A 24897-nucleotide genomic window follows, 5' to 3' on the forward strand; every position below is an offset into this window, starting at 1 on the left:
TTTGTGAAAAGATGAAGATCAGGCGATTTCGGTCAGTCGGGCCAGCGCCTCGTTCAGTTTCGCCTCTTCCTCTTCGCGGGCGGCGAGGTTGGCTTTGGCCTCTTCCACGACCTCTGCGGGGGCCGAGGCCACGAATTTCGGGTTGTTCAGACGGCCACGCAGGCCACCAAGTTCCTTGGCCAGCTTGCCCTTGGCCTTTTCCAGCCGTTCCTTTTCCGCGCCGATGTCGATGATATCCGCCAGCGGCAGGCCAAAGGACGCGCCGGGCGCCGCGATAGAGATGGTGCCCTTGGGCAGCGTGTCGGCCTTGGTCAGGCTGTCGATCCGGGCCAGTCGCTTGATCAGCGCCTCGTTCCGGTCCCAGGCGGCCTGGCCGTGGGCGTCGATCTCGGTCACCAGCATCGGCACGTACAGACCGGCCGGAACGCGCATCTGGGCGCGGGCCGAACGGGTGTTCTCGATCACCGAGATCACCCAGTTCATTTCGCGATCCGCGTCGGCATCGACCAGTTCGGCGGCGGCATAGGTCGGCCAGTCGGCATGCACCAACATCTTGGCGCGGGTGCCGGTCAGGCCCCACAGTTCCTCGGTAATGAATGGCATGATCGGGTGCAGCAGGACCAGGCACTGATCCAGAACCCAGCGCATGGTGGCGCGGGTTTCAGCCTGGGCCTCGGCGTCATCGCCTTGCAGCAGAGGTTTGGACAGTTCCACATACCAGTCACAGACCTTGCCCCAGACAAAGGCATAAAGCCCGTTCGCCGCGTCGTTGAAGCGGTAACTGCCCAGCGCCGCGTCGACCTCTTCGCGCACCCGGGCGGTTTCGCCGATGATCCAGCGGTTCACGGCGGCCTTGGGTTTCAGATCGGCAACGTCCAGCTGCGGGACGGCATCGGTGAAAACCTCGTTCATCTCTGCAAAGCGGACGGCGTTCCACAGCTTGGTGCCAAAGTTGCGATAACCGGTGATGCGTTCGCGGGACAGTTTCAGCACGCCGCCAATCGCCGCCATAGACGCGTTGGTAAAGCGCAGCGCGTCGGCGCCGAATTCGTCCACAATCTCCAGCGGGTCAATGACGTTGCCGGTGGTCTTGGACATTTTCTTGCCCTTCTCGTCGCGGACGAGCTGGTGCAGATAGACGGTGTGGAAGGGGATCTGATCGACCACGGCCAGCTGCATCATCATCATCCGGGCGACCCAGAAGAACAGGATGTCGAAACCGGTGATCAGAACGTCCGTGGGGAAGTAGCGCTGCAACTCTTCGGTCTGTTCGGGCCAGCCCAGCGTGCCGATAGGCCACAGGCCGGAGGAGAACCACGTGTCCAGCACGTCAGGGTCGCGCCAGACCGGGTAAACCAGCTTGGTCGGATCCTGTTCAACGGCGTACTGCGCCAGGCTTTCGGCGAACCGATGGATCGCCTCCTGCTTGTCGGCGACTTCGATCACGGTCGCGTGGCTCAGAGGGCTGGGAATGTCCGCATTGTCGTCAAGAAACTTTTCGGTAACGGCCTCGAAGCTCGCGGCACATTCCATAACATTGCCACGGTGCAGCATGCCGCCTTCGTTCAGCAAACGACCCAATTCAACCAGATCAAGGTCGCCATCATTCTCGTCGTCAATGAAGTCTTCCGCCGACAGGTCGAGACCATACCAAACCGGAATCTGATGCCCCCACCACAGTTGGCGGCTGATACACCAGGGCTCGATATTTTCCAGCCAGTGGTAATAGGTCTTCTCGCCCGACTCGGGGATGATCTTGACCGCGCCGTCCTTGACCGCGTCCAGCGCGGGGCCGACGACCTTGGCGGCATCGACGAACCACTGATCGGTGAACATCGGCTCGATCACCACCTTCGACCGGTCGCCGAAGGGCTGCATGATCGGTTTGCTTTCGACCAGCGGCACCAGCGTGTCGGCGCCTTCCTGATCCGGCTTCAAAGCGGTTGATCCCAGGCGCGGATCATCCGCGCGGGTCATCACAGCCAGACCATCAGCCGTGATCTCTTCCACCACCTTGGCCCGCGCTTCGAACCGGTCGAGGCCGCGCAGATGATCCGGCACCAGATTGATCGCGTCGATTTTGTTCTCGGTGAAGGCGCGGCCGCGCGCGTATTCCTGTGCCTTGCCTGCCTCTTCGGCATAAGGGGCCCCATCGGCCCGCATCGCGCCCTTGGTGTCCATCAGGCGGTACATCGGAATGCCGCCGCGTTTGGCGACCATGTTGTCGTTGAAGTCATGCGCGCCGGTGATCTTCACCGCGCCCGAGCCGAAATTCGGGTCGGGGTAGTCATCGGTGATGATCGGGATCTGGCGGCGATGCTCTTTCGGACCAACCGGGATTTCGCACAGCTTGCCGACGATGGGCGCATAGCGTTCGTCCGAGGGGTGCACCGCGACCGCGCCGTCGCCCAGCATGGTCTCGGGGCGGGTGGTGGCAATGGAAATATAATCACGCTCCTCGCGGAAGATCACATTCCCATCTTCATCTTTTTCCAAATACTCATATGTCTCACCGCCCGCCAAAGGGTACTTGAAGTGCCACATATGGCCGGCAACCTCGATATTCTCGACCTCGAGGTCCGAAATCGCGGTTTCGAAATGCGGGTCCCAGTTGACCAGCCGCTTGCCGCGATAGATCAGGCCTTTGTCGTACATGTCGACAAAAACCTTGATGACCGCGTCGTGGAAGTTGGGGCTGTTTTCGTGACCCGTACGCGGGTCGCCCGCCGCACCGGCCATGGTAAAGGCGTTGCGCGACCAGTCGCAGGAAGAGCCGAGGCGTTTCAGCTGCTCGATGATGGTGCCGCCGTATTCACCCTTCCATTCCCAGACTTTCTCCAGAAACTTTTCGCGGCCCAATTCGTTGCGGCTGGGTTGTTGGGTGGCGGCCAGCATCTTTTCGACCTGCATCTGGGTTGCGATGCCGGCGTGGTCCTGGCCGGGCTGCCACAACGTGTCAAAGCCACGCATGCGGTGCCAGCGGATGAGAATGTCCTGTAGGGTGTTGTTGAACGCATGGCCCACATGCAGCGCACCGGTCACGTTCGGCGGCGGGATCATGATGCAAAAGCTCTCGTAGCGCGATTTGTTCGCGCCTGCCTTGAAGGCTCCGGCCTGTTCCCAGGCCTCATAAATGCGGGCCTCGGCTTCGGCCGCGTTGAATGTCTTTTCCATCGCCATGGGATGCGTCCTGCGTCAACAAATTCGGGTCAGCGCCTGCAATAGCGAATGCGCGCGGCAAGGGGAAGGCCTAGTGCGCCTAAGCCACGCCAAAGCGTGCTTTGAAATAGGCGTCAACGCGTTGATAGGCGGGTTCATGGAAATCCAGCGTCAGCAGCGAATGATCCTTGCCGGGATATTCGACGGTTTCCAGCAGATTGCCGAATGCCTGTTCAAGCGCCCGCATCAGTTTCTTTGGTGCAAGCTTGTCTTCGGAATACCGCATCGCCAGACCGGGGCCTTTCGCGGCCATACCCGCAGAGGCCGCGCTGATGTCTTCAGCGCTCATATGCAGATGGCGGCCCCCGAGGATCGGCAGCGCAGGTTGGCTAGCTACCCCGCCCAGAACGGCGTCTTCGGCCATGAGGGTCAGGGCGAAACTACCGGTCAGGCACATGCCGATGACGCCCACACCGGCACTGTTTTCGCGTTGCTTGATCTCACGGGTCAGGGCGCGCATCCATCCTGCAATGGGGCTCTGCCTGCCGCGGGCGAAAATGTTGAACTCGCGCCGCACGCAGAACAAACGGGCCATGTTCTTTGCCATTTCAACCTTGCCATAGGTTCCAAACAAATGAGGCAGGTAGACGCGAAAGCCGGATGCGTTGAGCTTGGCGGACAACGCCAGCGTTTCGGGTCCGATCCCGGGCAGTTCCTGAAGGATCAGGATCGGTGGGCCTTCGCCTCCGACATAAACGTCATGTGTGGTCGACTGCCCGCTGGTCATCGGGGCAGAGAAGGGAAAAACGGTTTCATGCGTCCAGCTCATGGCCAAAGGCTAGCCGAACATCCTTTGGGCGCAAACGAATTTCGGTGAACCCCGCTGGACATCGCCGGGTCGCGGGCTAGGCTCGCCCCTGATATCGCGCAGGAGGGCCACCCATGGAAAAGTTCGGCAGAAGCCAGCCGGTGAAACGGACCGAGGATCAACGGTTCCTGACCGGGCAGGGGCGTTACATGGATGATGCGGTACCCGGGAACGCTTTGTTTGCCGCATTCTTCCGCAGCCCGGTGGCGCATGGTGACATCACCTCTCTGGATGTCGATGCCGCGCGGGCTGCCGACGGTGTTCGGCTGGTCATGACGCTGGACGATCTGGCCGCATCAGGCATCGACACGGTTCTGAATGCGGCGGTCTTGCAGAACCGGGATGGGTCCAGGGCCGCTGCGCCCGATCGGCACATGCTGGCCAGGGATCGCGTGCGTTTCGTGGGCGAGCCGGTGGCAGTTGTCATTGCGGATACCCTGACGCAGGCGCAGGACGCGGTTGAATTGATCTGGATGGATACGCAAGAGCGCCCGGCCAAGTTGGACGTCGAGGCCGGGGGCGAGATCCTGCACGCGGAAGCGCCCGAGAACCGTGCTTTCGATTGGGGGCTGGGCGACGAAACCGCGACCCGGGCAGCCTTTCAGGCGGCCGCGCATACCGTGTCGCTGAACGTCGCCGACAACAGGGTCATCATCAGTTCGCTGGAGCCGCGCGGATGTCAGGCGAACTGGTCCGAGGGGCGCCTGCATTTCTCCTACGGAGGTCAGGGCGTATGGGCGATGAAGGCCCAACTGGCACAAAAACTGAAACTGGATGCGGACGACATACGCGTCACGACCCCGGATGTGGGTGGTGGTTTCGGTATGAAAGTCATGCCGTACCCTGAATATTTCTGCGTCTCCGTGGCGGCGATGAAGCTGGGTCAGCCGGTGCACTGGATGTCCGACCGATCCGAGGCGATGCTGTCTGATCATCATGGCCGCGATCTGACCTCGCTGGCCGAGCTGGCCTTCGACGCCGATCACAAGATCACCGCCTATCGGGTCCACAGCAAGGTGAACCTTGGCGCATACAACAGCCACTTTGGTCAGGCGATCCAGACCAGCCTGTTCAGCAAAGTGCTGATGGGTGTCTATGACGTTCAGACCACCTATTTGCGGGTCGAAGGCTTCTATACGAACACGACGCAGGTGGATGCGTATCGCGGTGCGGGCCGCCCCGAGGCGATTTACGTGCTTGAACGCGCGATGGACCGCGCCGCGCGTGAACTGGGCGTTGACCCATGGGAACTGCGGCGCAGGAATTTCATCCGCCCCGGCGATTTCCCCTACACCACTTCCACCGGCGAAACGTATGATGTCGGCGATTTCGACATGGTTTTCACCCGCGCGGCCGACCAGACCACAGGGTTCGAGGCCCGCAAAGCTGCGGATGCCGAACGCGGTCTGATCCGGGGGCAGGGTCTCTGTTACTATATCGAAAGCATTTTGGGGGACCCTTCCGAAAACGCGAAGGTCGCGTTTTGCGAGGATGGAACGGTGAATCTTTACGTCGGCACACAATCGAACGGGCAGGGGCATGAGACGGTCTACGCCCAGTTCCTGTCAGATCAGACGGGTATCCCCATGGACAAGATCACCGTCATTCAGGGCGATACCGACCGGCTTGCCCATGGCGGCGGCACTGGCGGGTCCCGCTCGGTCACGGTGCAAAGCACGGCCACCCTGGCCACGATTGACAAGATGATCGCCGCATTCACGCCTTATCTTGCCGATAAGATGGGGGTAGAGGAAAATGATGTGAGTTTTGACCACGAGACATTCCGAGCGCCGGGCTCCAACCTGACGCCGACCCTGACCGAAGCCGCCGAGATGGCGCGTGCCGATGGTCGAACGGATCTGCTGCAACATGAGGCCCGCGCCAATCTGGATGCGCGCAGCTACCCGAACGGCGCGCATGTTGCCGAAGTCGTGATCGATTCTTGCACCGGCGAAACCTGGGTGGATCGCTACACGGTGGTTGACGATTTTGGCAATCTTATCAACCCGATGCTGGCCGAAGGGCAGGTGCATGGCGGGGTGGTGCAGGGTATCGGCCAGGCCCTGACCGAACATGTCGTGCACGATGCACATGGGCAACTGCTCACGGCTTCGTTTATGGATTACGCCTTGCCCCGTGCAACCGACATACCCATGATTAAGTTTACCTCGGCGCCGGTTCCGTCAACCTCGAACCCGATGGGGATGAAAGGGTGTGGCGAGGCTGGCACCGTGGGCGCACTGGCCGCTGTCGCGAACGCGGTTCAGGATGCGCTCTGGGACCACGGGGTGCGGCAGGCGGACATGCCTTTCACACCTCACAAAGTATGGGAATTGCTGACGCATGAATCTGTCGCGGCTGAGTAGAAAGGTTCTGGGATGGCTCGGGCGTCCTTTGAGGTCCGAGCATTCCGCCGAGACGCGGCACCGCGAACCGATCAGCCATGTCATCATTCTTGATGGCACCATGTCCACTCTGGTACCGGGGTTTGAAACCCACGCCGGTCAGACATTTCGCCTGTGCTGCGAGATGGGCAGCAAGGTTTCGGTGTTCTACGAGGCAGGCGTGCAGTGGGAAAGCTGGAAGTCCTCGCTGGACGTGATGATGGGCCGGGGCATCAACCGCCAGATCCGTCGCGCCTATGGGTATTTGGCGTCCCGCTACAAGCCGGGCGACAAGATCTTTTTCATCGGCTATTCGCGCGGTGCCTATGGCGTGCGCAGTCTGGCCGGCGTGATCGACATGATCGGCCTGCTCAAGGCGGAACACGCCACCGAGCGAAACATACTGCAAGCGTATCGCCACTATGAATGCAATCCAGACGGCATCGCCGCCAGCGAATTCCGCCGACGTTTCTGCCACGACGGGGTCGAGATCGAGATGATCGGCGTCTGGGACACGGTCAAGGCGCTGGGTTTGCGTCTGCCGCTGCTGTGGCGCTGGGCCGAAGAGAAGCACGCCTTTCACAACCATCAGCTGGGCCCGGTCACCCGCCACGGGTATCACGCTTTGGCGCTGGATGAGACGCGCGAAGTGTTCGAACCAGTTCTGTGGACCTGCACGCCCGAGTTCAAGGGCCATGTGGAGCAGGTCTGGTTCCGTGGAACCCATGGCGACATAGGTGGCCAATTGAACGGCTACGAAGAGGCGCGGCCGCTGAGCAACATTTCCCTGATCTGGATGCTGGACAAGGCGGAATTGCACGGTCTGACATTGCCCGACGGCTGGCGCGATCGGTTTCCCATTGACCCCCATGCGCCGTCGGTTGGCACATGGCGCGGCTGGGGCAAGATTTTCCTGCTGCGAAAGCACCGCAAGGTCGGGCAGGACCCTTCAGAACGCCTGCATGTTTCAGTTTCGCCGGACGAACTGCCCGGATGGGTCGCGATGCCGAACCTGCCGACACATCCCGCGCAGTGAAAGGCTGCCATGTGCCAGTGACTCCAAGATCACCGGCACTTCAATGTCAGGTTCGAGCCCAAAGCAGACAATCTCGGAACGAAATGATATGTTCGCAGAACCAGAGGCGCTCATACATTCAGGAACCGTACTTTACGGAGGTCGGATGAATGATCATGCGTATTTTTCAGGTCGTGACACGGCCGGGCAAAGAGGAAGAGTTCAGCAAGTTCTTCCATGAAACAGCTATCCCCTTGATGAGAGGTACCAAGGGCATCGTTCAAGTGTTTCCTGGTGCCGCACGTGCTGACACACCGCGAGAGTTCAGCTTTGTGATGATTTGGGAAAACCTGGAGTCACTAAAGGCTTTTGTCGGCGATAACTACCAGAGCCCGCATATCGATCCGGCGGAAGCCGAATTGGTCGAGTCGCGTTCGATCAAGCATTATGAACTGGTTCAATAAGAGCGATGGCTTGAATGCAAGGAAGCAATTAGGGGGAAACAATGATCAAGGGGAAATGCGGTTGCGGAGCCGTAACGTATCAGATGACGTCACCACCCATGTTCGTGCATTGCTGCCACTGCGGCGAATGTCAGCGACAAACCGGAGCGGCCTACGTCTTGAACGCCATCATTGAGGCTGATCGCGTGCAGTTTGAGGGGCCAATCACTGAACATGAGCTCTCTACTCCAAGCGGGAAAGGTCAGATCATTACGCGCTGTAGGGATTGTGGCGTCGCCGTTTTTAGCAGCTACATGATCCGCCTTGGCAAGCTAAGGTACGTGCGTGTCGGAACATTGAACAACCCGGATCAATGTCCTCCGAATGTACAGATTTTCACCAACAGCAAGCAGGCTTGGGTGCCACTCAGCAAAGACATTCCTATCTTTGAGGAATTTTACAAATTCGATGAGGTGTGGCCGCCCAATGCGTTGGACCGTTTGGAGATAGCTCTATCCTGACGGGTCAGTCGCTCGGGCCATAAGGTCCGCATTGTCCGCAAAGCTGACGCTCCGAACTAAAACACCCTCGCAGCATTCAGCGAGGGTGTTTTCTTTGTAAGAACCCGTTACGCCTTGCGTCGTTTTTGACTATGCAACGCCTCCGATAAGAGGCGCGGCGAAACGCCTGCGCCCTTTTCACGTTCCATAGACATGATTTAGGTTCTTGTGTTCGCAATTACCGCCGACGATCCCTGCGCGAGCTCATCGGCTGGAAGGCCACTCCCACATGCGCCTCGCAATAGGGTTTGCCCGCCTCAACTGGAAGGCCGCAGAACCAGAAATCCTCGGTCGCGGGGTCGCCCACGGGCCACTTGCAGGTCTTCTCGGTCAATTCCATCAGAGTCAGCTTCTTGGCTTTCTTTTCAACCTCGTTGACCTTGGCCAGCGCCTCGGGGCTGATCTCGTTGGCCGATGGCTGCGGTGGCAGCGGCTGACCGGCGGGGATAATCTGACGGCGGGCCGGAACGACCGGTTTCGCTTCGGCGGTCGGGGCCGGGGCCGGACGCGCCGGTTCGGTCTTGGGTGCAGGTTTGGGCTTGGCCTCGGCCTTTGGGGCGGGCGCCGGTTTTTCTTTCGGTTCCGCCTTGGCCGGGGATGCGCCTGCCGTCCGGTTCGACAGGCCCAGGCGGTGCACCTTGCCGATCACCGCATTGCGGGTCACGCCGCCCAGTTCCTTGGCAATCTGGCTGGCCGACTGGCCTTCGCCCCACATCTTCTTCAGCAGTTCAACACGCTCGTCTGTCCAGGACATCGTTAGCCTTTCAAAAGCGGAAAGCGGCCCCGGATTCGGGCCGCCTTGGGAATTCGTCTCAGCCCCCTATTCTAAACACTGCTGCCCGAGTTACAAGCTGTCTTCGAATCAGGTTGAGGGCAAATCATGCAAAATCCCGCAGATCAGACCGCGCGTCGCTTCGGAGCAGTCAATTGGATGGGCCTGTACACGCTGGCGCAGCGCGAAACCCTGCGTTTTCTGGCCGTCTGGACGCAGACGGTTCTGGCACCACTGGTTACGGCGGGGCTGTTCCTGTTGATCTTCACCATCGCCATCGGACCCAGCCGGCCCGATGTCATGGGTGTGCCGTTTGTGATGTTTCTGGCACCGGGGATCATGATGATGACCGTGATCCAGAATGCCTTTGCCAATACCTCGTCCTCCATGGTGATCGCCAAGGTGCAGGGCAATATCGTCGATACCCTGATGCCACCGCTGTCACCGCTCGAGATTCTGCTGGGTTACCTCGCGGGTGGTATTGCCCGAGGCGTGATGATCGCACTGGTGATCTCGATTGCGTTCTTGGTCTTGCTCTCCATTGCGCCTCAGCACCCCCTGATCGCGCTGACCTTTGTTGTTCTGGGTGGGGCATTAATGGGCGCGTTGGGCCTGTTTGCCGGTATCTTCGCCAACAAGTTCGACCAGATGGCAGCAATCACCAACTTTATCGTCACGCCGCTGGCCTTCCTGTCGGGTACGTTCTACTCGGTCGAGGCGCTGCCGCCCGTGCTGAACCGCCTGACCCACCTGAACCCGGTGTTCTATCTGATCGATGGTTTGCGCTATGGAATGATCGGAGTGTCCGACAGCTCTCCGTGGCTGGGGATGGCGGTATGTACGTTTGCGACTTTCGTGATCGGAGCCATCACCTGGCTGATGCTGCGCACCGGATATCGCCTCAAGGCTTAGGGCGGCCTGGCCATCGCGGCTGGTTGCAAAGGCCGGGATACAGACCCACCCGTTCCCGCCGTGCGGGGCAGGCTCTCAGGCACGGCGCCGCACCGCTTCTCGCCAGACCAGGATCAGCCCGCCGGCCAGGATGGTTGCAGACCCGACCAGACTGATCCAGTCGGGGATCACATCAAAGACCGCAAAGTCGTAAAGGGCGGCAAAGATCAGCGTGGCATAACTGATCGGGGCCACAAAGGATGCATCCGCCCGCGCCATTCCGTTGACGAAACAGGCCTGCGCACAGGCCATCAGAACGCCGATCCCCACCAATGCCGCCCACTGCTGCGGGGTCGGCATCTGAAAGACGAAGCTGACGGCTAAAGTGGCGATCAGCAAACCCATCGCGTTGTTGATCAGCAGGATCTGCATCGGTGGCTCGCGCCCGGACAGCTTTTTGATGAAAATCAGCTCCATCCCGATCAGCGCAGCCGCCGCCAGCGCCAGAAGGGCTGCGGGCTGAAAGCTGGCGGGGGTCGGGCGCAGCAGGATCATCGCGCCCGTCAAGGCGACAGCCGCCGCCAGCCAGCGCCAAGGACCAACCCGCTCTTGCAGCAGAGGAATGGCCAGCACCATACCAAAGACAGGGTTCAGAAAGGATATGGCCGTCGCATCCGCCATCGGAATGAAGGCAACCGATGCGAACATCAATGTCACCCCCGCCCAGCCAAAACTGGTCCGCCCGACGTGAAGCCCCCAATGGGGCCGCACCAACCGGGGCCGCAGAGTTGCAACCGCCAGCAGAATCGCCAGCAAGGCAAACAGAAACCTCCCGTGACTGATCTGCATGGCATGCAAGGGCGGCCCCAACGCATCCGTCCCCAGCGCCTTGGCCAGCAGCGTCGTCGCGGCGATAAAGGCGGTGGCGACAAAAATCAGCGCAGCGGCAAGCGGAGGATTGTGGTGCTTGGGTTCGAACATGGCCAAGCGGTGCGCGGTTGCACAGGCTTTGGCAAGGGCAAAATTCGATCCCTGCAAAATACCGGCTTCCCAACCTGCGCAAGCATCGCTATACGGTCGGCCATGATCAAACATGTGCATATCCAACTGCTCCGACGCCGACGCATCTTTGCGTAACCGGCCTGTTTGATCTCATGTGCCCGGCAAATCGGCACAGACCTCACCAAAATTGTTGACGAACAGGGCCTTCGTGTATCACTCACGAGGCTCATACTACCTTAAAAGGATGATCCCATGATCCCGTCCGTTCTGCCGACCTATAACCGTGCGCACCTGACCTTCGTGAAGGGCGAAGGCGCCTGGCTGACCGAGGCGGATGGCCGACGTTTCTTGGACCTCGGCGCAGGGATCGCCGTGAACGCGCTGGGCCACGCCCATCCGGCATTGGTGGCCGCGCTGACGGACCAGGCCCATGCGCTGTGGCATGTCTCGAACCTGTACAACATTCCTCAGCAACAGGCCTTGGCTGACAAGCTGGTGGAACACAGTTTTGCCGATACGGTTTTCTTTACGAACTCCGGCACGGAATCCTGCGAACTGGCCGTGAAAATGGCCCGCAAGTATTTCCATGACAAAGCTCAGCCCGAGCGGGTCGAGATCATCACTTTCGACGGTTCCTTCCACGGCCGGTCGTCAGCCGGCATCGCTGCTGCCGGGTCCGAGAAAATGACCAAGGGCTTCGGCCCTCTGCTGCCGGGTTTCGTGCATGTGGCATTCGGAGACCTCGACGGCGTGACCGACGCCATCACCGACAAGACCGCCGCGATCCTGATCGAGCCCATGCAAGGCGAGGGCGGTATTCGCCCCGTCCCCGACGCCGAACTCAAGGCACTGCGTCAGATCTGCGACGACAACGGGCTGCTGCTGATCCTTGATGAAGTCCAGTGCGGCGTCGGCCGGACAGGCAAGCTCTTTGCCCATGAATGGGCTGGGATCACCCCTGATATCATGATGGTCGCCAAGGGCATCGGCGGGGGTTTCCCGCTGGGCGCGGTACTGGCGACCGAGGACGCGGCATCCGGCATGACTGCGGGCACCCACGGTTCGACCTATGGCGGCAACCCGCTGGGCTGCGCGGTGGGCTGCGCGGTGATCGATCATGTGGCAACACCCGCCTTTTTGGAAAGCGTCAACCGCAAGGCGGGCCTGCTGCGCCAAAAGCTCGAAGCCCTGATCGCCGATCACCCTGAGGTGTTCGAAGAGGTGCGCGGATCGGGCCTGATGCTCGGCCTCAAGTGCAAGCCTGCCAATATCGACGTGGTCAATGCAGGTTATGACAACCTCGTCATCACCGTTCCCGCCGCCGACAACGTGATCCGCCTGCTGCCGCCCCTCACGCTGACCGAGGACGATATCGCTCAGGCCATTATCCGCCTCGACAAGGCCGCCCGGCAGATCGAGACCCAGCTCCAAACCGCCTGATTTTCATCTTTTCCCAAATACCCCGGGGGTCCGGGGGCAGCGCCACCGGCAACCGACAGCCAGGAAACGAACCGACATGAACCATTTTCTTGATATCCACAAAACCGATTCCACCGATCTGCGGGCCATGATCGATCAGGCGGGCGTGATGAAACAGGCGCGTTTGGGTCGCCCCAAGGCCGCCCCTGACGACGAACAGCCGCTGAAAGATCGCATGGTGGCGCTGATCTTCGAAAAACCTTCGACGCGGACGCGCGTGTCTTTCGATGTGGGCGTGCGCCAGATGGGCGGGCAGACCATGGTGCTGTCCGGCAAGGACATGCAGCTGGGTCACGGCGAAACCATCGCCGACACCGCCCGCGTGCTGTCGCGCTATGTCGACATGATCATGATCCGCACCTTTGATGAAACCATCCTGACCGAAATGGCCGAATACTCGGACGTGCCGGTGATCAACGGCCTGACCGACCGCACCCACCCCTGCCAGATCATGGCCGACGTTCTGACATTCGAGGAACATCGCGGCCCCATCGCTGGCAAAAAGGTGGTCTGGACCGGCGATGGCAACAATGTCTGCGCTTCCTTCCTGCACGCCGCCGGACAATTCGGATTCGATCTGACCTTCACCGGCCCCGCTCAGCTTGACCCGGAAGAAGAGTTCATGGGGTTTGCCCGCCAGAAAGGTTCGAAAATCGTGATCGAAAGAGATCCGCACAAAGCGGTGGAAGGCGCGGACCTCGTCGTCGCGGACACCTGGGTTTCGATGCATGATTCCCAGTCGGCCAAAGAGCGCCGCCACAACATGCTGCGTCCATATCAGGTCAATGCTGAACTCATGTCGCATGCCAAACCGGATGCGCTGTTCATGCATTGCCTGCCGGCCCACCGCGAGGAAGAAGCGACCTCCGAGGTCATGGATGGACCGAACTCGGTCATTTTTGATGAAGCCGAAAACCGTCTGCATGCACAAAAGGCGGTGATGCGCTGGTGCCTGGGCGTCTAAGGGCGTCGACGGATATCCCACACTTTCAATTTGGCGAGCGTACTTGCGCTCGCCAAGAGGACCAGTGCGCAAAGCGCTGTTTTGGTTACGATCTCCATCGTGCCTTCGATCAGCATGGCGTGAACAAGGCTGCCGACAATCGTCACCCCGGCCAGTGCGGTGTGGCTCAGCCGCCAAAGACGAAAGCGCTGGCGCAGACGTTTGCGGAAGACCCCTAACAGGGCCGCCCCGAAAGCGGCCCACATGGCAATGACACCCCAGGCCGAGAACGGCGTTGGCGATACGAACAACAACGCATCCACCACATCCGGCGGGCTGGTAAGCCACAACCCCGCGACATGGACCACAATCGCCAGCACCAGGGTCAGACCGATCCAGCGGTGAATGTGGCGGCTCATCACTGCGGACAAGCCCGGAAGGTATCTTCCGGCCAGAAGCGGCTGCAGCAACAGCAGACCCAAGCTCAGAATTCCGGCAAACCCGGCGAGGATATAGGTTGGATCGCGCCAGGCAAGATACGGGCTGCCTGCCGCAGCGATTAAAGGAACGGCAAGGGCGGCGATCAGGGTCGCCCAAATGACACCGGTTCGGATCACCGGGATCAGAGCGGTTGCAACACGAAATGCGCAGCCAGTGTCTTGTCTTTGGAACTGGACATCACAGGCCGCAGGAACACGGTTTCGAACGCGCCGCTGTCATAGGCCAGATGCCCGTGCGGTTGACCGAATGCAGGAACGATCTGCGGCATTTCCAGGCGGAATTCACCCTTTTCATCCGTCAAGGTCGCCCCATGGCTTTGCGGGTCACGCTCGTGCCCTTCTGTGGTATGGGCCCAGATCTGAATGCGCTGGCCGGGCAGGGGAGCGCCATCGCCCGCCCGTCGTACGGTGCCGGTCATCCAGAACCCGCCGCCACCGATCCGGTCCACGATTGGCGCACCGGGGCGATAGTTGTTCGATCCGCCCCGCATCGAAGGCGTCGGCGCAATCCCGGCTGCGCGGGCAGGCACCAAAAGCCCTGTGGCGCCGGTTGTCAAAACGGCAACACCTTGGGTGATCAGGGAACGACGGGACAGCAACGCATCTGTCATCGAGAAACCTCCAATACGCGATCCAATCTTGTCAGTCTGCGGCTTCCATCTGAAACATAGCATGTTTCTTTCAAAATCCGAGGCCGTGCGCGGTTGGATCCCCGCGCCCTCACGGTTCTGTGAGTGATTCCGGATCGTCGAAACGAATCTCTTTGACCTCTGGCGGTGCGTGGTGCGATGCTCGGGGCCACCGAACCACATCGGGATGTTCATTCCATGACGACAGCAGATCTGGTTACACAGGAAGACATTGCCGCCTTCCAACGCGATGGTGCTGTTGTTCTGCGGTCGAAATTCTCATCCGATTGGTTGTCATTGCTGCGCGCAGGTATCGACGCCGACCTTGACACGCCGACCGATAATTTCACCTGTCATACCAAGGATCCGAACGCCCCGGGCTATTACGAAGACTACTGGGCCTGGAACAAAATCCCGCAATTCAACGAATTCGTTCACAAGTCCCCCTGCGCACCGCTTGCCGCCGGGTTGCTGGGGGCGCCATCCATTAACCTTGTCATGGACAACTGGTTCCTGCGCGAGGCCGGCTCGACCTCGCGCCCGCCCTTCCATCAGGACCTGTCGTACTTCGACTTCGAAGGCACGATGTGCGTCCTTTGGCTGCCGCTGGAACCCGTGACCAAGGAAAACGGCATCGCATTCGTGAAGGGCTCACACCTATGGGACAAGCTGTTCATGCGGGTGCGGTTTGCCGATGGACATCCCAGCTATGAGCCCACCGAAGTCGCCGGGCTGACCTATCACCCGCCACCCGATGTCAATGCCGACCCCGGCGCGTATGAGTTGCTGCAATGGGATCTGGAGCTTGGGGATTGTATCTTTTTCGACATGCGAACGCTGCATGGCGGGCTGTCCTCGACCACGCCGTCGGAAACGGTGCGGCGCTTCACCCTTCGCATGACGGCACCTGATGGTGTCATCCGGTATCGCGGCGACTGGGCCAAGGACGAGCGCGCGCAGTTCGAGGCGGCAGGCTATGGCGAGGGGGATCGGATTGACGGGCCGTTTTTCCCGCAACTCTGGCCGCGTTGATTGGAACGGCGCCGCACTCAATCTGTGCGATTGTGCACTTTATGGGCTGCTTTGCGTGGCTATTTCTTACCTGAGTGAACGCGGGTGGCCTGACCATCTGCAACGAAGGGAGAGCTGAAATGAGTTGGAACCCGACACACAATCCGGACTGCATCTCGGAGAATCCGGCGCTGGACACATTAATCATCCCGCGTGCCCGTGACCTGGGAGGGTTCGAAGTGCGCCGCGCGTTGCCTTCGGTAAAACGACAGTTGGTGGGCCCGTTCATCTTTTTCGATCAAATGGGCCCCGCTGAATTCATCACCGAAGGCGGCATCGACGTGCGGCCCCACCCCCATATCGGACTGGGCACGGTCACCTATCTGTACCAGGGCGAATTCGAGCACCGCGACAGCCTTGGCACACATCAGATGATCTATCCCGGCGAGGTCAACTGGATGGTTGCAGGGCGTGGTGTCACCCATTCCGAGCGCACCAGTGACGAAACACGCGGCAGGAAACACAGCCTGTTCGGCATTCAGACCTGGATCGCCTTGCCCGAAGCGCATGAGGATATGGCCCCGGGTTTCGAACATCACAAACAGGCCGCGTTGCCGCATATTCAGGATGCAGGCGTCAGCGCCCGGTTGATCCTGGGTTCAGCCTATGGTGAGACCAGCCCGGTCACGATGCTGTCCGAAACCTTCTATCTCGACGTGCAATTGGAACCCGGCGCGTCTTTGCCTCTGCCTGACGACCACGAAGATCGAGGTGTCTATGTCACGCAAGGTTCGGTCGAAATCGCGGGTGACAGGTTTGACGAGGGCCGCATGATGGTGTTCCGGCCCGGGGACAAGCTGTCTGTCAAGGCCGGTGCGCTGGGCGCGCGGCTGATGCTGCTGGGCGGAGCGACCCTGAATGAAGACCGCTACATCTGGTGGAATTTCGTTTCGTCTTCGAAGGAAAAGATCGAAACCGCAACCCATGAGTGGAAAAACGCCGATTGGGCCAATGGTGCATTTCAACTGCCTCCGGGTGACGATCAGGAATTTATCCCTATTTCCAAAGAGCTTGAGCGCACCAAACCCCGGCTGGCCCGCTAGCGCGTGACGTCGGGGGCAAGCGGGCTTGTGTCACGGGACGTTTGCGGTGATCCTTTTCGGGTGTACCGGAGGGGGTATCATGAAACTTGTCCTTGCAGGCGCGGGCAGCATCGGCTGTTACTGTGGTGCTTTGCTGGCCCGGTCGGGGCACTCCGTGACCTTGCTGGGCCGCGCCCGTGTGCTGGACCCGATCCGAGAGCACGGGCTGAAGGTCACTGACTTTGATGGCCTTGACGTCACGATTCCGACCGGGGGCCTGACGCTCAGCGAAGATCCGGCCTGTCTGGATCAGGCCGAACTGGTCATCGTCACCGTCAAATCGGGTGCAACCGCAGACATGGCCGAGCAAATTGAGCGCTTTGCGCGGCAGGATGCCCCGATCCTGTCCTGGCAAAACGGTATCGAAGCTGCCGCAACATTGCGCAATGCCCTTCCCGGGCGCGACATACGCGCCGGAATGGTTCCGTTCAACGTGGTGCCGACTGCCCCCGCCACCTATCATCGGGCCACGTCCGGAGAGATCGTCATCCAAAGCGGCGCTGGTGATCTGGCCGCGCAGCTGAGCAGCGCAGACCTTCCCGTCATATCCAGCGACCAGATCGAAGCCGTGCAATGGGGCAAGCTGGTGATCAACCTGAACAATGCGCTCAATGCCTTGTCTGGCCTCACGCTGGTGGATCAGCTGATGAACCGCGACTGGCGCAATCTCATGGCGGATCAGATGTCCGAGGCGCTGACCGTCCTCAAGGCGGCGGGTCATCCCGTAGCCTCGACCACACCGCTTCCGGCATGGATGACCCCGCATATTCTGCGGCTGCCGACACCGCTGTTCACCAGGATCGCGGCCCGGATGCTGACAATCGACCCGAGCGCGCGAACGTCCATGGCCTATGACCTCATGGCTGAGCGGCAAACGGAAATTGACAGCCTGCAAGGTCACATCATCCGGATGGGTCACGAAACCGGAGTGCCGACACCCATCTGCACGCAGGTGTCCGACCTGATCAAACATGCACCCGATCACCCGTTGTCGCCGGAACAGATCAGGCTCTGACGTCAACCCTCAGGCGAACGCGGTCAGCACCCAGTAAATGACGGCCGACATGGTTGCGGCGGCGGGCACGGTGACAATCCACGCGGCCACGATGGTCATGAAATGCGACCGCCGTACCAGCTTGCGACGGCGGTATTCTTCCGGGGCAAGGTGTTGTGCTGTGCGTTGAAGCTTTCCCCGCTTGCGCCGGCGCTCGGAATCCCACTCGCGGTAGAAGCCGACGCCAAAGACGGCACCAACGGCGATATGGGTCGAACTGACCGGCAGGCCAAGCCAGCTGGCCAGAGTCACGGTGATCGCCGCCGACAGGGCGACGCAAAAGGCGCGTATCGGGTTCAGCTTCGTGATCTGGCGGCCCACCATCCGGATGAGCCTGGGGCCGAACAGAAACAGACCAAAGGAAATCCCGAACGCTCCGATGATCATCACCCAAAGCGGGATTGGAACTTTCGCGGCGAACTCTCCGAACTCGACCGCGTGGACAATCGCGGCCAGCGGGCCGACCGCATTGGCCACGTCATTTGCGCCGTGGGCAAAGCTCAGGAACGTGGCCGAGATCACAAGCGGCAGGCCAAACAGCGTTTTCAGCGACCGGGTCCGGTTCTCCATCCCTTCGGATCTGCGTTTGACCCACGGGACGGTCACGGACCAGGTCAGCAGCCCCACGCCCAACCCGATCAACAGGGCCATCTTGGGATCGATATGCACGATCCGTTGCAGGCCTTTGACGGACAGATAGGTGGCAAATGCCCCCGCCATCACCGCCAAAAGGATAGGTACCCATTTTCGCGCGGCGGCAATCTTGTCGTCCTGATTCTGGATTTTCGACTTGATCAGCGCCAGAAAAGCCGCGGCAACCGCCCCCCCGAGCATCGGCGAAATCACCCAGCTGGCTGCAATTGCACTCATCGTGCCCCAGCTCACCGCGCTCAGGCCCGCTGCTGCAATGCCTGCACCCATCACCCCGCCCACGACTGAATGCGTTGTGGACACAGGGGCGCCGATCCAGGTCGCCAGGTTGACCCACATGGCCGAAGATATCAGCGCCGCCATCATGGCCCAGATGAACACCTCGCTGTTTTGCACCGAGGCGGGGTCGACAATCCCCTTTGAGATGGTCGAGACCACGTCACCCCCCGCAAGCAACGCACCAGCGCTTTCGGCAATGGCGGCAATCACGATGGCGCCGCCCATGGTCAGCACATTCGCGCCGACCGCTGGGCCCATGTTGTTGGCCACGTCATTGGCACCGACATTGATCGCCATATAGGCCCCGAACGCGGCCGCCGCGACCACGACATGGCTGCCATCCGCCCGACCGAACAGGACCGCCGCCGTCAGCCCGGCAAGCGCCATGAAGGCCAGTGCGACCCCCGGTGCCAGCAGGTGGCGCGCGACATGGATGTTGGCGGTTTCGACCCGCGAAATTCGGTGCAGGTCGCTGTCCAACGTTTGCCAGCGTGGTTTCGGATTCGTGTCAGACATGAACTTGGTCAGATAGTGAAGGATCGTGCGCCACTAACGGTATCCGGCTGCTCAGGCAAGCTGGGTGCCATCGAAATGTTGCGAATTCCTTACAGTCTGCGCAACAGGGCCTGAAGCTCGGGCTCTTGCACCAGGGTGGCCGCTTCAGCCGGCGAAAACCAGCCGCGTTCGCGCTGATCGGCCTCGGGAAAGTCATCGGCCAGCGCACGCACCGATATCCTGTAGACATTGGTCAATACCGGTTGCGCCGATCCGTCTTTGAGGATCTTGTCGTAAGTGAATTGGCCGATGGGTTCATCGTGAACCGCATCCGCGCGCACCCCGGACTCTTCCCAGGCCTCCTGGAGGGCGGTTTCCGCGCCACTCAAACCATCGATGGGCCAGCCTTTCGGGATGATCCAGCGTTTGGTGTCTCGGCTGGTGATCAGAAGGACCTGATCCTGCCCATCATGAGTGCGGGTGCACAACGCCGCAAACTGCACCCGTCGGGGGCGCAGGAACAGCGGACGTCCTACCTCTTCCCAGATATTTTGCAGCCATGCATTCATCAGTTATTTTGTCAGTCTACTCTATGCCTTCAAAGTTGATACGACTTAACAACGGAAATGGTGAGTTTCAATTAAACCTTCCAGTTTTGGCCGGGTTTGGCCGATTTTTGAGGGTTTTCTGGGTTGTTTTGTGGATTATGGGCAAGGCTCGGGCTTTGCTGACGGCTCTAGTCACGTCTGCGTTTTGCCCTCAGCGTGGGATCAGCCTGGGTCGGGTCTTCGGGCCAGGGGTGTTTGGGGTATTGCGCCCTCATGTCCTTGCGTACATCCGCGTAAGAGCCCGCCCAGAAACCGGGCAGGTCACGCGTTATTTGGATCGGGCGCTGCGCCGGTGACAGCAGAGTGATCTTCAAAGGCTGGCCGCCGATCGCCGGGTGTTGGGTCACGCCAAACACTTCCTGCAAACGGACCGAGATTTCCGGCACGGCCGCGCTGTAATCAATTGGCACCTTGCGCCCCAGCGGCGTTTCAAATGACCCCGGAGCGTGCCGGTCCAGTTCCTGCGTCTGCGCCCAGTCCAGCCGCGCGCGCAGGGCGGGCAAAAGGTCGAATTTCTTCCAGTCTTCAGCGCTTTTGACCCCTGACAGCATGGGCAGCAACCAGTCCTCCATGTCGGCCATCAGGCCTGCGACCGAAAAATCGGGCAGATCGACGCCATCGGCGCGCACCAGTTCGACACGGGCGGCCAGGCGCGCGGCGGCACCCTCCAGCCGCAGGCCAAGATCGCGTATCCCATCCAGCATCGCGCGGGCCACGGCGTCGTCCGGGACGTCCTTCCATATGCGGTCGTCCAACGTGATCGCGCCGAACCGCTCTTGCCGCCGCGACACGACCCGCCGCTCGCGCTTGGACCAGGCGCACGTCTCGACCCAGCCGATCTGATCCGCGAACAGATCGCGGATGTCGCGTTCCGAAATCTGGGTGGCCATCCGGACCTTCGCCTCGCGCGGGTTGCCATCCGTGTCGATGACGACCAGAAACGGAGCGCTAGCCAGTGAATCCGCACTGTCCAGAACAACGCCTTTCCCCCCTGACAGCACATAGCGCGGCGCGTCACCCTTGCGCCGCTGCCCGATGCGGTCAGGATAGGCCAGCGCAGCCATGGCGGCGGGGCTCAGATCGACCGAGTCGCCCTTGACCTGTTTCCGCAGACGTCTGGTCTCGGCATTGATCCGATCCACTGCGCCCATGTTGACCTGCCAGACCCTGTTGCGCTGAAAAGCCCGGGGGTCGCGCAGCGCCTCTTGCCGCAGGGTGATATCCACCGGCGCACCGCGAAGGGGGTCACGCTCGGCCATCAACGCTGCCAACGGGGCGGCGTTCGGACCGGCCCGCACAAGCATGTGCCCCAACCGGGGATGCAAGGGCAGTGCCGCCAGGGCGCGCCCATGATCGGTGATCCGCCAATTGGTATCAAGTGCGCCCAGCATTGTCAGCAAAGCCCGCGCCTCGGCCATCGTCCCCTCGGGAGGTGGAGTCAGAAAGGCAAGATCGGCCGCGTCAGCGCCCCACAGGGACAGCTCCAGCGCCAGCCCGGTCAGGTCCGCCGCTTCGATCTCGGCGGGCGGGTAGGCGGCCAGGGCACCGTCTTCCCCCTTCGACCAGAGTCGGTAACACACCCCTTCGGCCACCCGTCCGGCCCGGCCCGCGCGCTGTGTGGCCTCGGCCCGGGTCACCCGTTCGGTCACCAGCCGGGACATGCCCGATCCCGGATCGAACCGAGCCCGCCGGGCCTGTCCCATATCCACCACGACCTTGATGTCGGGGATCGTCAGCGAGGTTTCGGCAATCGACGTCGCCAGCACGACTTTGCGCCCATGTTCCACCGGGGCAATCGCGGCACGCTGGGCTGCAAAGGGCATGGCTCCGAATAACGGGCGCACCACGCAACTGTCGGGCAACCGTCTGTTCAAAAGGCTTTCGGCGCGTCGGATTTCGCCCTCTCCCGGCAGGAAAACCAGAATTCCGCCGCCGGATTTTCGCGTCTCACGCTCGGCTTGCACCACCAGATCGATCAACGCATCCAACCGTCGCGCTTGCGGCCCCAATGGCCGATCCAGCCAGCGCGTCTCAACCGGAAAGCTGCGCCCGTCCGATGTGACCAGAGGGGCCGCCATCAACGCGCCGACGGGATCCGCATCCAGCGTGGCTGACATGGCCAGCAGGATCAGATCGTCCCGCAATGCGTCGGTCACCTCGAGGCACAAGGCCAGCCCCAGATCGGCGTTCAGAGATCGTTCGTGGAATTCATCGAAAATCACCGCGCCAATTCCCGGCAGATCCGGGTTGGATTGCAGCATCCGGGTCAGGATGCCCTCGGTCACCACCTCGATCCGGGTGTCTTTCGACACTTTCGCCTCGCCACGTACACGGTAGCCCACGGTCTGTCCCGCGCGCTCTCCCAACGTCTCGGCCATCCGCTCGGCCGCGGCCCGGGCCGCCAGCCGCCGGGGTTCCAGCATCACGATCCTGCCATCGCACAGACCCGCCTCGAGCATTGCCAGGGGAACCCGCGTGGTCTTGCCCGCCCCCGGTGGGGCCTGCAATACCGCGCGACCCTGCGCGCGCAATCTGTCCAGCAGTTCGGGAATGGCGTCGTCGATGGGCAGGCGTATCGTCATCCGGCTCTTATCCGCGATCATGCTGGTGTCGTCCAGTTCTCTCGCCGGCGCGTTCTGGTGACACCGGGGCTGCAGGTCCAACCCTGAACGGCCAAGCGACGCACGAATTGACGCAGCTTTCGCTTTGATCGCATTTCCGGCGACCTGCGGTCTGGACAAACACCCCCCGAGCGCGGCAACTATTCCTGCCTCTAGGATCGGGACAAGAATGCAGACAGACAGCCTCAGCGACAGGATTTTGAAGGGCGAGCGTCGGGCGCTGGCCCGCGCGATCACTCTGGCGGAAAGCAACCGCGCCGATCATCGTGCACAGGCCAGCGAGTTGTTGGCCCGGCTCGCAGGGTCGGGGCGTCAGGCGCTCCGGATCGGTTTGTCGGGTACGCCCGGGGTGGGCAAGTCCACCTTCATCGAAAGCTTTGGCATGATGCTGACGGGGCAGGGGCTGCGTGTCGCGGTTCTGGCAGTCGATCCCAGCTCTGCCCGTTCAGGGGGCTCGATTCTGGGGGACAAAACCCGGATGGAACGCCTGAGCCGCGAGAAGAACGCCTTTATCCGCCCCTCCCCCAGCCAGAGCCATCTCGGCGGCGTTGCCCGACGGACCCGCGAGGCCATCGCCCTGTGCGAGGCCGCAGGCTATGACGTGGTGCTGATTGAAACCGTGGGCGTCGGGCAGTCCGAAACGGTGGTATCCGAATTGTCGGACCTGTTTCTGTTGCTGTTGGCCCCGGCGGGTGGGGACGAATTGCAGGGTGTCAAACGTGGCATCATGGAGATGGCCGATATCATCCTGATCAACAAGGCGGATGGCGACCTGAAGGCCACGGCGACCCGGACATGCGCAGACTATGCCGGTGCGTTGCGATTGCTGCGCAAGCGCCCGCAGGATCCTGAAGGTTTCCCCAAGGCAATGACCGTTTCAGCGGTCGAAGAACAGGGGCTGGAACAAGCCTGGGACGAGATGCAATCCCTGACTCGGTGGCGCCGCGACAACGGTATCTGGGAAGCCAACCGGGCCGCCCAGGCGCGATACTGGTTCGATCAGGAAGTCCGCCATGCCCTTCTGGCCCGGCTCGACACGCCGCAGGCCAAGGCCGAGATGGAACGCCTGAACGCCGAAGTCTCGGCCGGGCGTCTGAACCCGGCCCGCGCGGCCGAGGAACTGCTTGGCACGCTGAGCTGACGGGGTGAAAGGGGGCAAGGTTTCAAAGGCGTGCGCAAAATGAAAGAATTCGTTCGGTCCGTCTTGACCCTTCCTGCGATTCCCACTACACGCATCCAACCAGTTTTCGGGCGCGACTTCGGGTTGTGCCCCTTGTGATTTGGCCGAGGGCTTTGTGCCCGGCCTCCAGAAACAAAGGAAGAAACCATGTCGCGCCGTTGCGAACTGACCGGAAAAGGCCCGATGACTGGCAACAATGTCAGCCATGCCAAAAACAGAACTCGTCGTCGTTTCCTGCCGAACCTGAATGACGTTACCCTGCAGTCCGAGACCCTGGGCCGGGGCGTGAAGCTGCGCATCTCGGCAGCCGCTCTGCGTTCGGTTGACCACCGCGGTGGTCTGGACGCATTCCTGGCCAAAGCCAAGGATGAAGAACTGTCGGCGAACGCACTGAAAGTGAAGAAGGAAATCGCCAAGGCGCAAGCCACGGCCTAAGCCTTTTCGCTTATTGATTTTCAGGCCCTGCACCTCTGAGGTGCAGGGCTTTTTCGTTTTGAGCCGCCCGCTGCAGCCCGACACTGTTTTCAATTTCGAAATTATTTTCCGCTATTGGTGAATTGCTTCACATACGGAATGCCGAATCTGACCTATCGTCACTGTCATTCATCAGGCGGGGGCCTCACTATGACGTTAAAAAGTTTCTACCTTTTCCTGTTTCTGGCCGCGGTTTTTCGCAAAGCAATTTCGGCTTGTACGCGGATGCAGCGCAGGGTGAATCGTTCCCACACCAGCTTCAATACAAGCAAGGTGAAAAGACCGGGAATTGATTACTGACACCAGCTTCAAGCGCGACCCTTTGGCGCTTGAAGCTACTCTGCCGAGTGACCTATACCCGGGTCAGGATGAGACCAGCCATAACACGATTCCTGCCTTATGTTCTGTCCCTGCTTTTGGTTCTGACCGGGCAGGGCCTTGCCGTGTCCCGCGGCATGGACAGGGCCGTGGGTCAGATGGTGTTGTGCACAGGCACCGGTCCGGTCGTTGTCTATATGGACGAAGACGGACAGCCCACCGCGCCACCGCATTACTGCCCGGATTACGCACTGTCCCTGATGGGCGCGGTCGCCGTTGCCCAGCCGCCCATGCCTATGGCGCCAGAGCGGGCGCAGATAGCGCCGCTGCGACATCTGGTCAATCAAATCGCCTTGCCGGTCCCCGGCACTCCGGCGCGCGCGCCGCCTGTACGTGTTTGAAGACACTACTTTTTCAAA

22 protein-coding genes are annotated in these 24897 nt (G+C 60.9%); 13 read left to right on the top strand and 9 right to left on the bottom strand.

Features of this window, described 5'->3' with window-relative positions:
• Positions 1-18: 18 nt before the first annotated feature.
• On the bottom strand, positions 19-3180 hold the full coding sequence (locus GOW56_RS09035) for a valine--tRNA ligase (protein ID WP_171205666.1): 3162 nt from the start codon (positions 3178-3180) through the stop codon (positions 19-21).
• 79 nt (positions 3181-3259) lie between these two features.
• Entirely contained in the window at positions 3260-3988 is a 729-nt protein-coding gene (locus tag GOW56_RS09040; RefSeq protein ID WP_171205667.1) for a dienelactone hydrolase family protein, read from the bottom strand.
• 113 nt (positions 3989-4101) lie between these two features.
• Here GOW56_RS09040 and GOW56_RS09045 point away from each other — a divergent pair, with 113 nt between their 5' ends.
• The 4 genes from GOW56_RS09045 to GOW56_RS09060 all read left to right on the top strand — a co-directional run bounded on the left by GOW56_RS09045 (position 4102) and on the right by GOW56_RS09060 (position 8390).
• Positions 4102-6393, top strand: coding sequence for a xanthine dehydrogenase family protein molybdopterin-binding subunit (locus GOW56_RS09045; protein WP_171205668.1), 2292 nt, complete (start codon positions 4102-4104; stop codon positions 6391-6393).
• Positions 6371-7447 carry a DUF2235 domain-containing protein gene (locus GOW56_RS09050; RefSeq protein WP_171205669.1) on the top strand — a complete coding sequence of 359 codons (1077 nt, stop codon included), beginning with the start codon at positions 6371-6373 and terminating at the stop codon, positions 7445-7447. The genes GOW56_RS09045 and GOW56_RS09050 overlap by 23 nt, the downstream gene beginning before the upstream one ends.
• 149 nt (positions 7448-7596) lie before the next feature.
• Positions 7597-7890, top strand: coding sequence for a putative quinol monooxygenase (locus GOW56_RS09055; protein WP_152456701.1), 294 nt, complete (start codon positions 7597-7599; stop codon positions 7888-7890).
• Positions 7891-7931: 41 nt separating this feature from the next.
• Positions 7932-8390 (top strand): GFA family protein, encoded by a 459-nt coding sequence (locus GOW56_RS09060; RefSeq protein WP_171205670.1) that lies wholly within the window; start codon positions 7932-7934, stop codon positions 8388-8390.
• Positions 8391-8607: 217 nt separating this feature from the next.
• On the opposite strand, the gene GOW56_RS09065 is transcribed toward GOW56_RS09060, so the two are convergent.
• Entirely contained in the window at positions 8608-9183 is a 576-nt protein-coding gene (locus GOW56_RS09065) for a GcrA family cell cycle regulator (RefSeq protein ID WP_152457300.1), read from the bottom strand.
• 126 nt (positions 9184-9309) lie between these two features.
• On the opposite strand from GOW56_RS09065, the gene GOW56_RS09070 reads away from it, so the two are divergent.
• On the top strand, positions 9310-10113 hold the full coding sequence (locus GOW56_RS09070) for an ABC transporter permease (RefSeq protein WP_171205671.1): 804 nt from the start codon (positions 9310-9312) through the stop codon (positions 10111-10113).
• A gap of 75 nt (positions 10114-10188) precedes the next feature.
• Here the strand turns inward: GOW56_RS09070 and GOW56_RS09075 are convergent, their stop codons facing one another.
• Positions 10189-11073 (bottom strand): DMT family transporter, encoded by an 885-nt coding sequence (locus GOW56_RS09075; RefSeq protein ID WP_171205672.1) that lies wholly within the window; start codon positions 11071-11073, stop codon positions 10189-10191.
• Positions 11074-11346: 273 nt separating this feature from the next.
• Here GOW56_RS09075 and GOW56_RS09080 point away from each other — a divergent pair, with 273 nt between their 5' ends.
• Together GOW56_RS09080 and argF are read left to right on the top strand one after the other, a co-directional pair.
• A complete protein-coding gene (locus GOW56_RS09080; RefSeq protein WP_171205673.1) occupies positions 11347-12534 on the top strand; it encodes an aspartate aminotransferase family protein in 1188 nt (395 codons plus the stop codon).
• A 76-nt stretch (positions 12535-12610) separates the two neighbouring features.
• Positions 12611-13537 carry an ornithine carbamoyltransferase gene (gene argF, locus GOW56_RS09085; RefSeq protein WP_152457303.1) on the top strand — a complete coding sequence of 309 codons (927 nt, stop codon included), beginning with the start codon at positions 12611-12613 and terminating at the stop codon, positions 13535-13537.
• Here argF and GOW56_RS09090 read toward each other — a convergent pair.
• Together GOW56_RS09090 and GOW56_RS09095 are read right to left on the bottom strand one after the other, a co-directional pair.
• Positions 13534-14130 (bottom strand): ferric reductase-like transmembrane domain-containing protein, encoded by a 597-nt coding sequence (locus GOW56_RS09090; protein WP_371807895.1) that lies wholly within the window; start codon positions 14128-14130, stop codon positions 13534-13536. The two genes, argF and GOW56_RS09090, sit on opposite strands and share 4 nt — an antisense overlap.
• 8 nt (positions 14131-14138) lie before the next feature.
• Complete coding sequence (locus GOW56_RS09095; protein ID WP_152457305.1) at positions 14139-14627, bottom strand: twin-arginine translocation pathway signal; 489 nt, start codon at positions 14625-14627, stop codon at positions 14139-14141.
• A gap of 216 nt (positions 14628-14843) precedes the next feature.
• On the opposite strand from GOW56_RS09095, the gene GOW56_RS09100 reads away from it, so the two are divergent.
• The 3 genes from GOW56_RS09100 (at position 14844) to GOW56_RS09110 (ending at position 17813) form a co-directional block, all read left to right on the top strand.
• Positions 14844-15677, top strand: a complete 834-nt coding sequence (locus GOW56_RS09100; RefSeq protein WP_152457306.1) for a phytanoyl-CoA dioxygenase family protein — start codon at positions 14844-14846, stop codon at positions 15675-15677.
• Between the two features lie 119 nt (positions 15678-15796).
• A complete protein-coding gene (locus tag GOW56_RS09105; protein WP_171205674.1) occupies positions 15797-16759 on the top strand; it encodes a pirin family protein in 963 nt (320 codons plus the stop codon).
• Positions 16760-16838: 79 nt separating this feature from the next.
• Positions 16839-17813, top strand: a complete 975-nt coding sequence (locus tag GOW56_RS09110; RefSeq protein ID WP_171205675.1) for a 2-dehydropantoate 2-reductase — start codon at positions 16839-16841, stop codon at positions 17811-17813.
• Positions 17814-17822: 9 nt separating this feature from the next.
• Here GOW56_RS09110 and GOW56_RS09115 read toward each other — a convergent pair whose 3' ends face one another.
• From GOW56_RS09115 to hrpB, 3 genes are all read right to left on the bottom strand, one after another.
• A complete protein-coding gene (locus tag GOW56_RS09115; RefSeq protein WP_171205676.1) occupies positions 17823-19298 on the bottom strand; it encodes an inorganic phosphate transporter in 1476 nt (491 codons plus the stop codon).
• Positions 19299-19387: 89 nt separating this feature from the next.
• Positions 19388-19846 carry an NUDIX hydrolase gene (locus tag GOW56_RS09120; RefSeq protein WP_171170752.1) on the bottom strand — a complete coding sequence of 153 codons (459 nt, stop codon included), beginning with the start codon at positions 19844-19846 and terminating at the stop codon, positions 19388-19390.
• 167 nt (positions 19847-20013) lie between these two features.
• On the bottom strand, positions 20014-22488 hold the full coding sequence (gene hrpB / locus GOW56_RS09125; RefSeq protein ID WP_371807891.1) for an ATP-dependent helicase HrpB: 2475 nt from the start codon (positions 22486-22488) through the stop codon (positions 20014-20016).
• 187 nt (positions 22489-22675) lie between these two features.
• On the opposite strand from hrpB, the gene meaB reads away from it, so the two are divergent.
• The 3 genes from meaB to GOW56_RS09140 all read left to right on the top strand — a co-directional run bounded on the left by meaB (position 22676) and on the right by GOW56_RS09140 (position 24879).
• Positions 22676-23647: a methylmalonyl Co-A mutase-associated GTPase MeaB gene (gene meaB, locus GOW56_RS09130; protein ID WP_171205678.1), complete on the top strand. Its 972-nt coding sequence runs from the start codon at positions 22676-22678 to the stop codon at positions 23645-23647.
• Positions 23648-23833: 186 nt separating this feature from the next.
• Positions 23834-24121, top strand: coding sequence for a 50S ribosomal protein L28 (gene rpmB, locus GOW56_RS09135; protein ID WP_050603240.1), 288 nt, complete (start codon positions 23834-23836; stop codon positions 24119-24121).
• 407 nt (positions 24122-24528) lie between these two features.
• Complete coding sequence (locus tag GOW56_RS09140; protein ID WP_171205765.1) at positions 24529-24879, top strand: hypothetical protein; 351 nt, start codon at positions 24529-24531, stop codon at positions 24877-24879.
• Positions 24880-24897 lie beyond the last annotated feature (18 nt).

This window comes from Ruegeria sp. HKCCA0235A (assembly GCF_013033235.1).
Classification (GTDB): Bacteria; Pseudomonadota; Alphaproteobacteria; order Rhodobacterales; family Rhodobacteraceae; genus Ruegeria.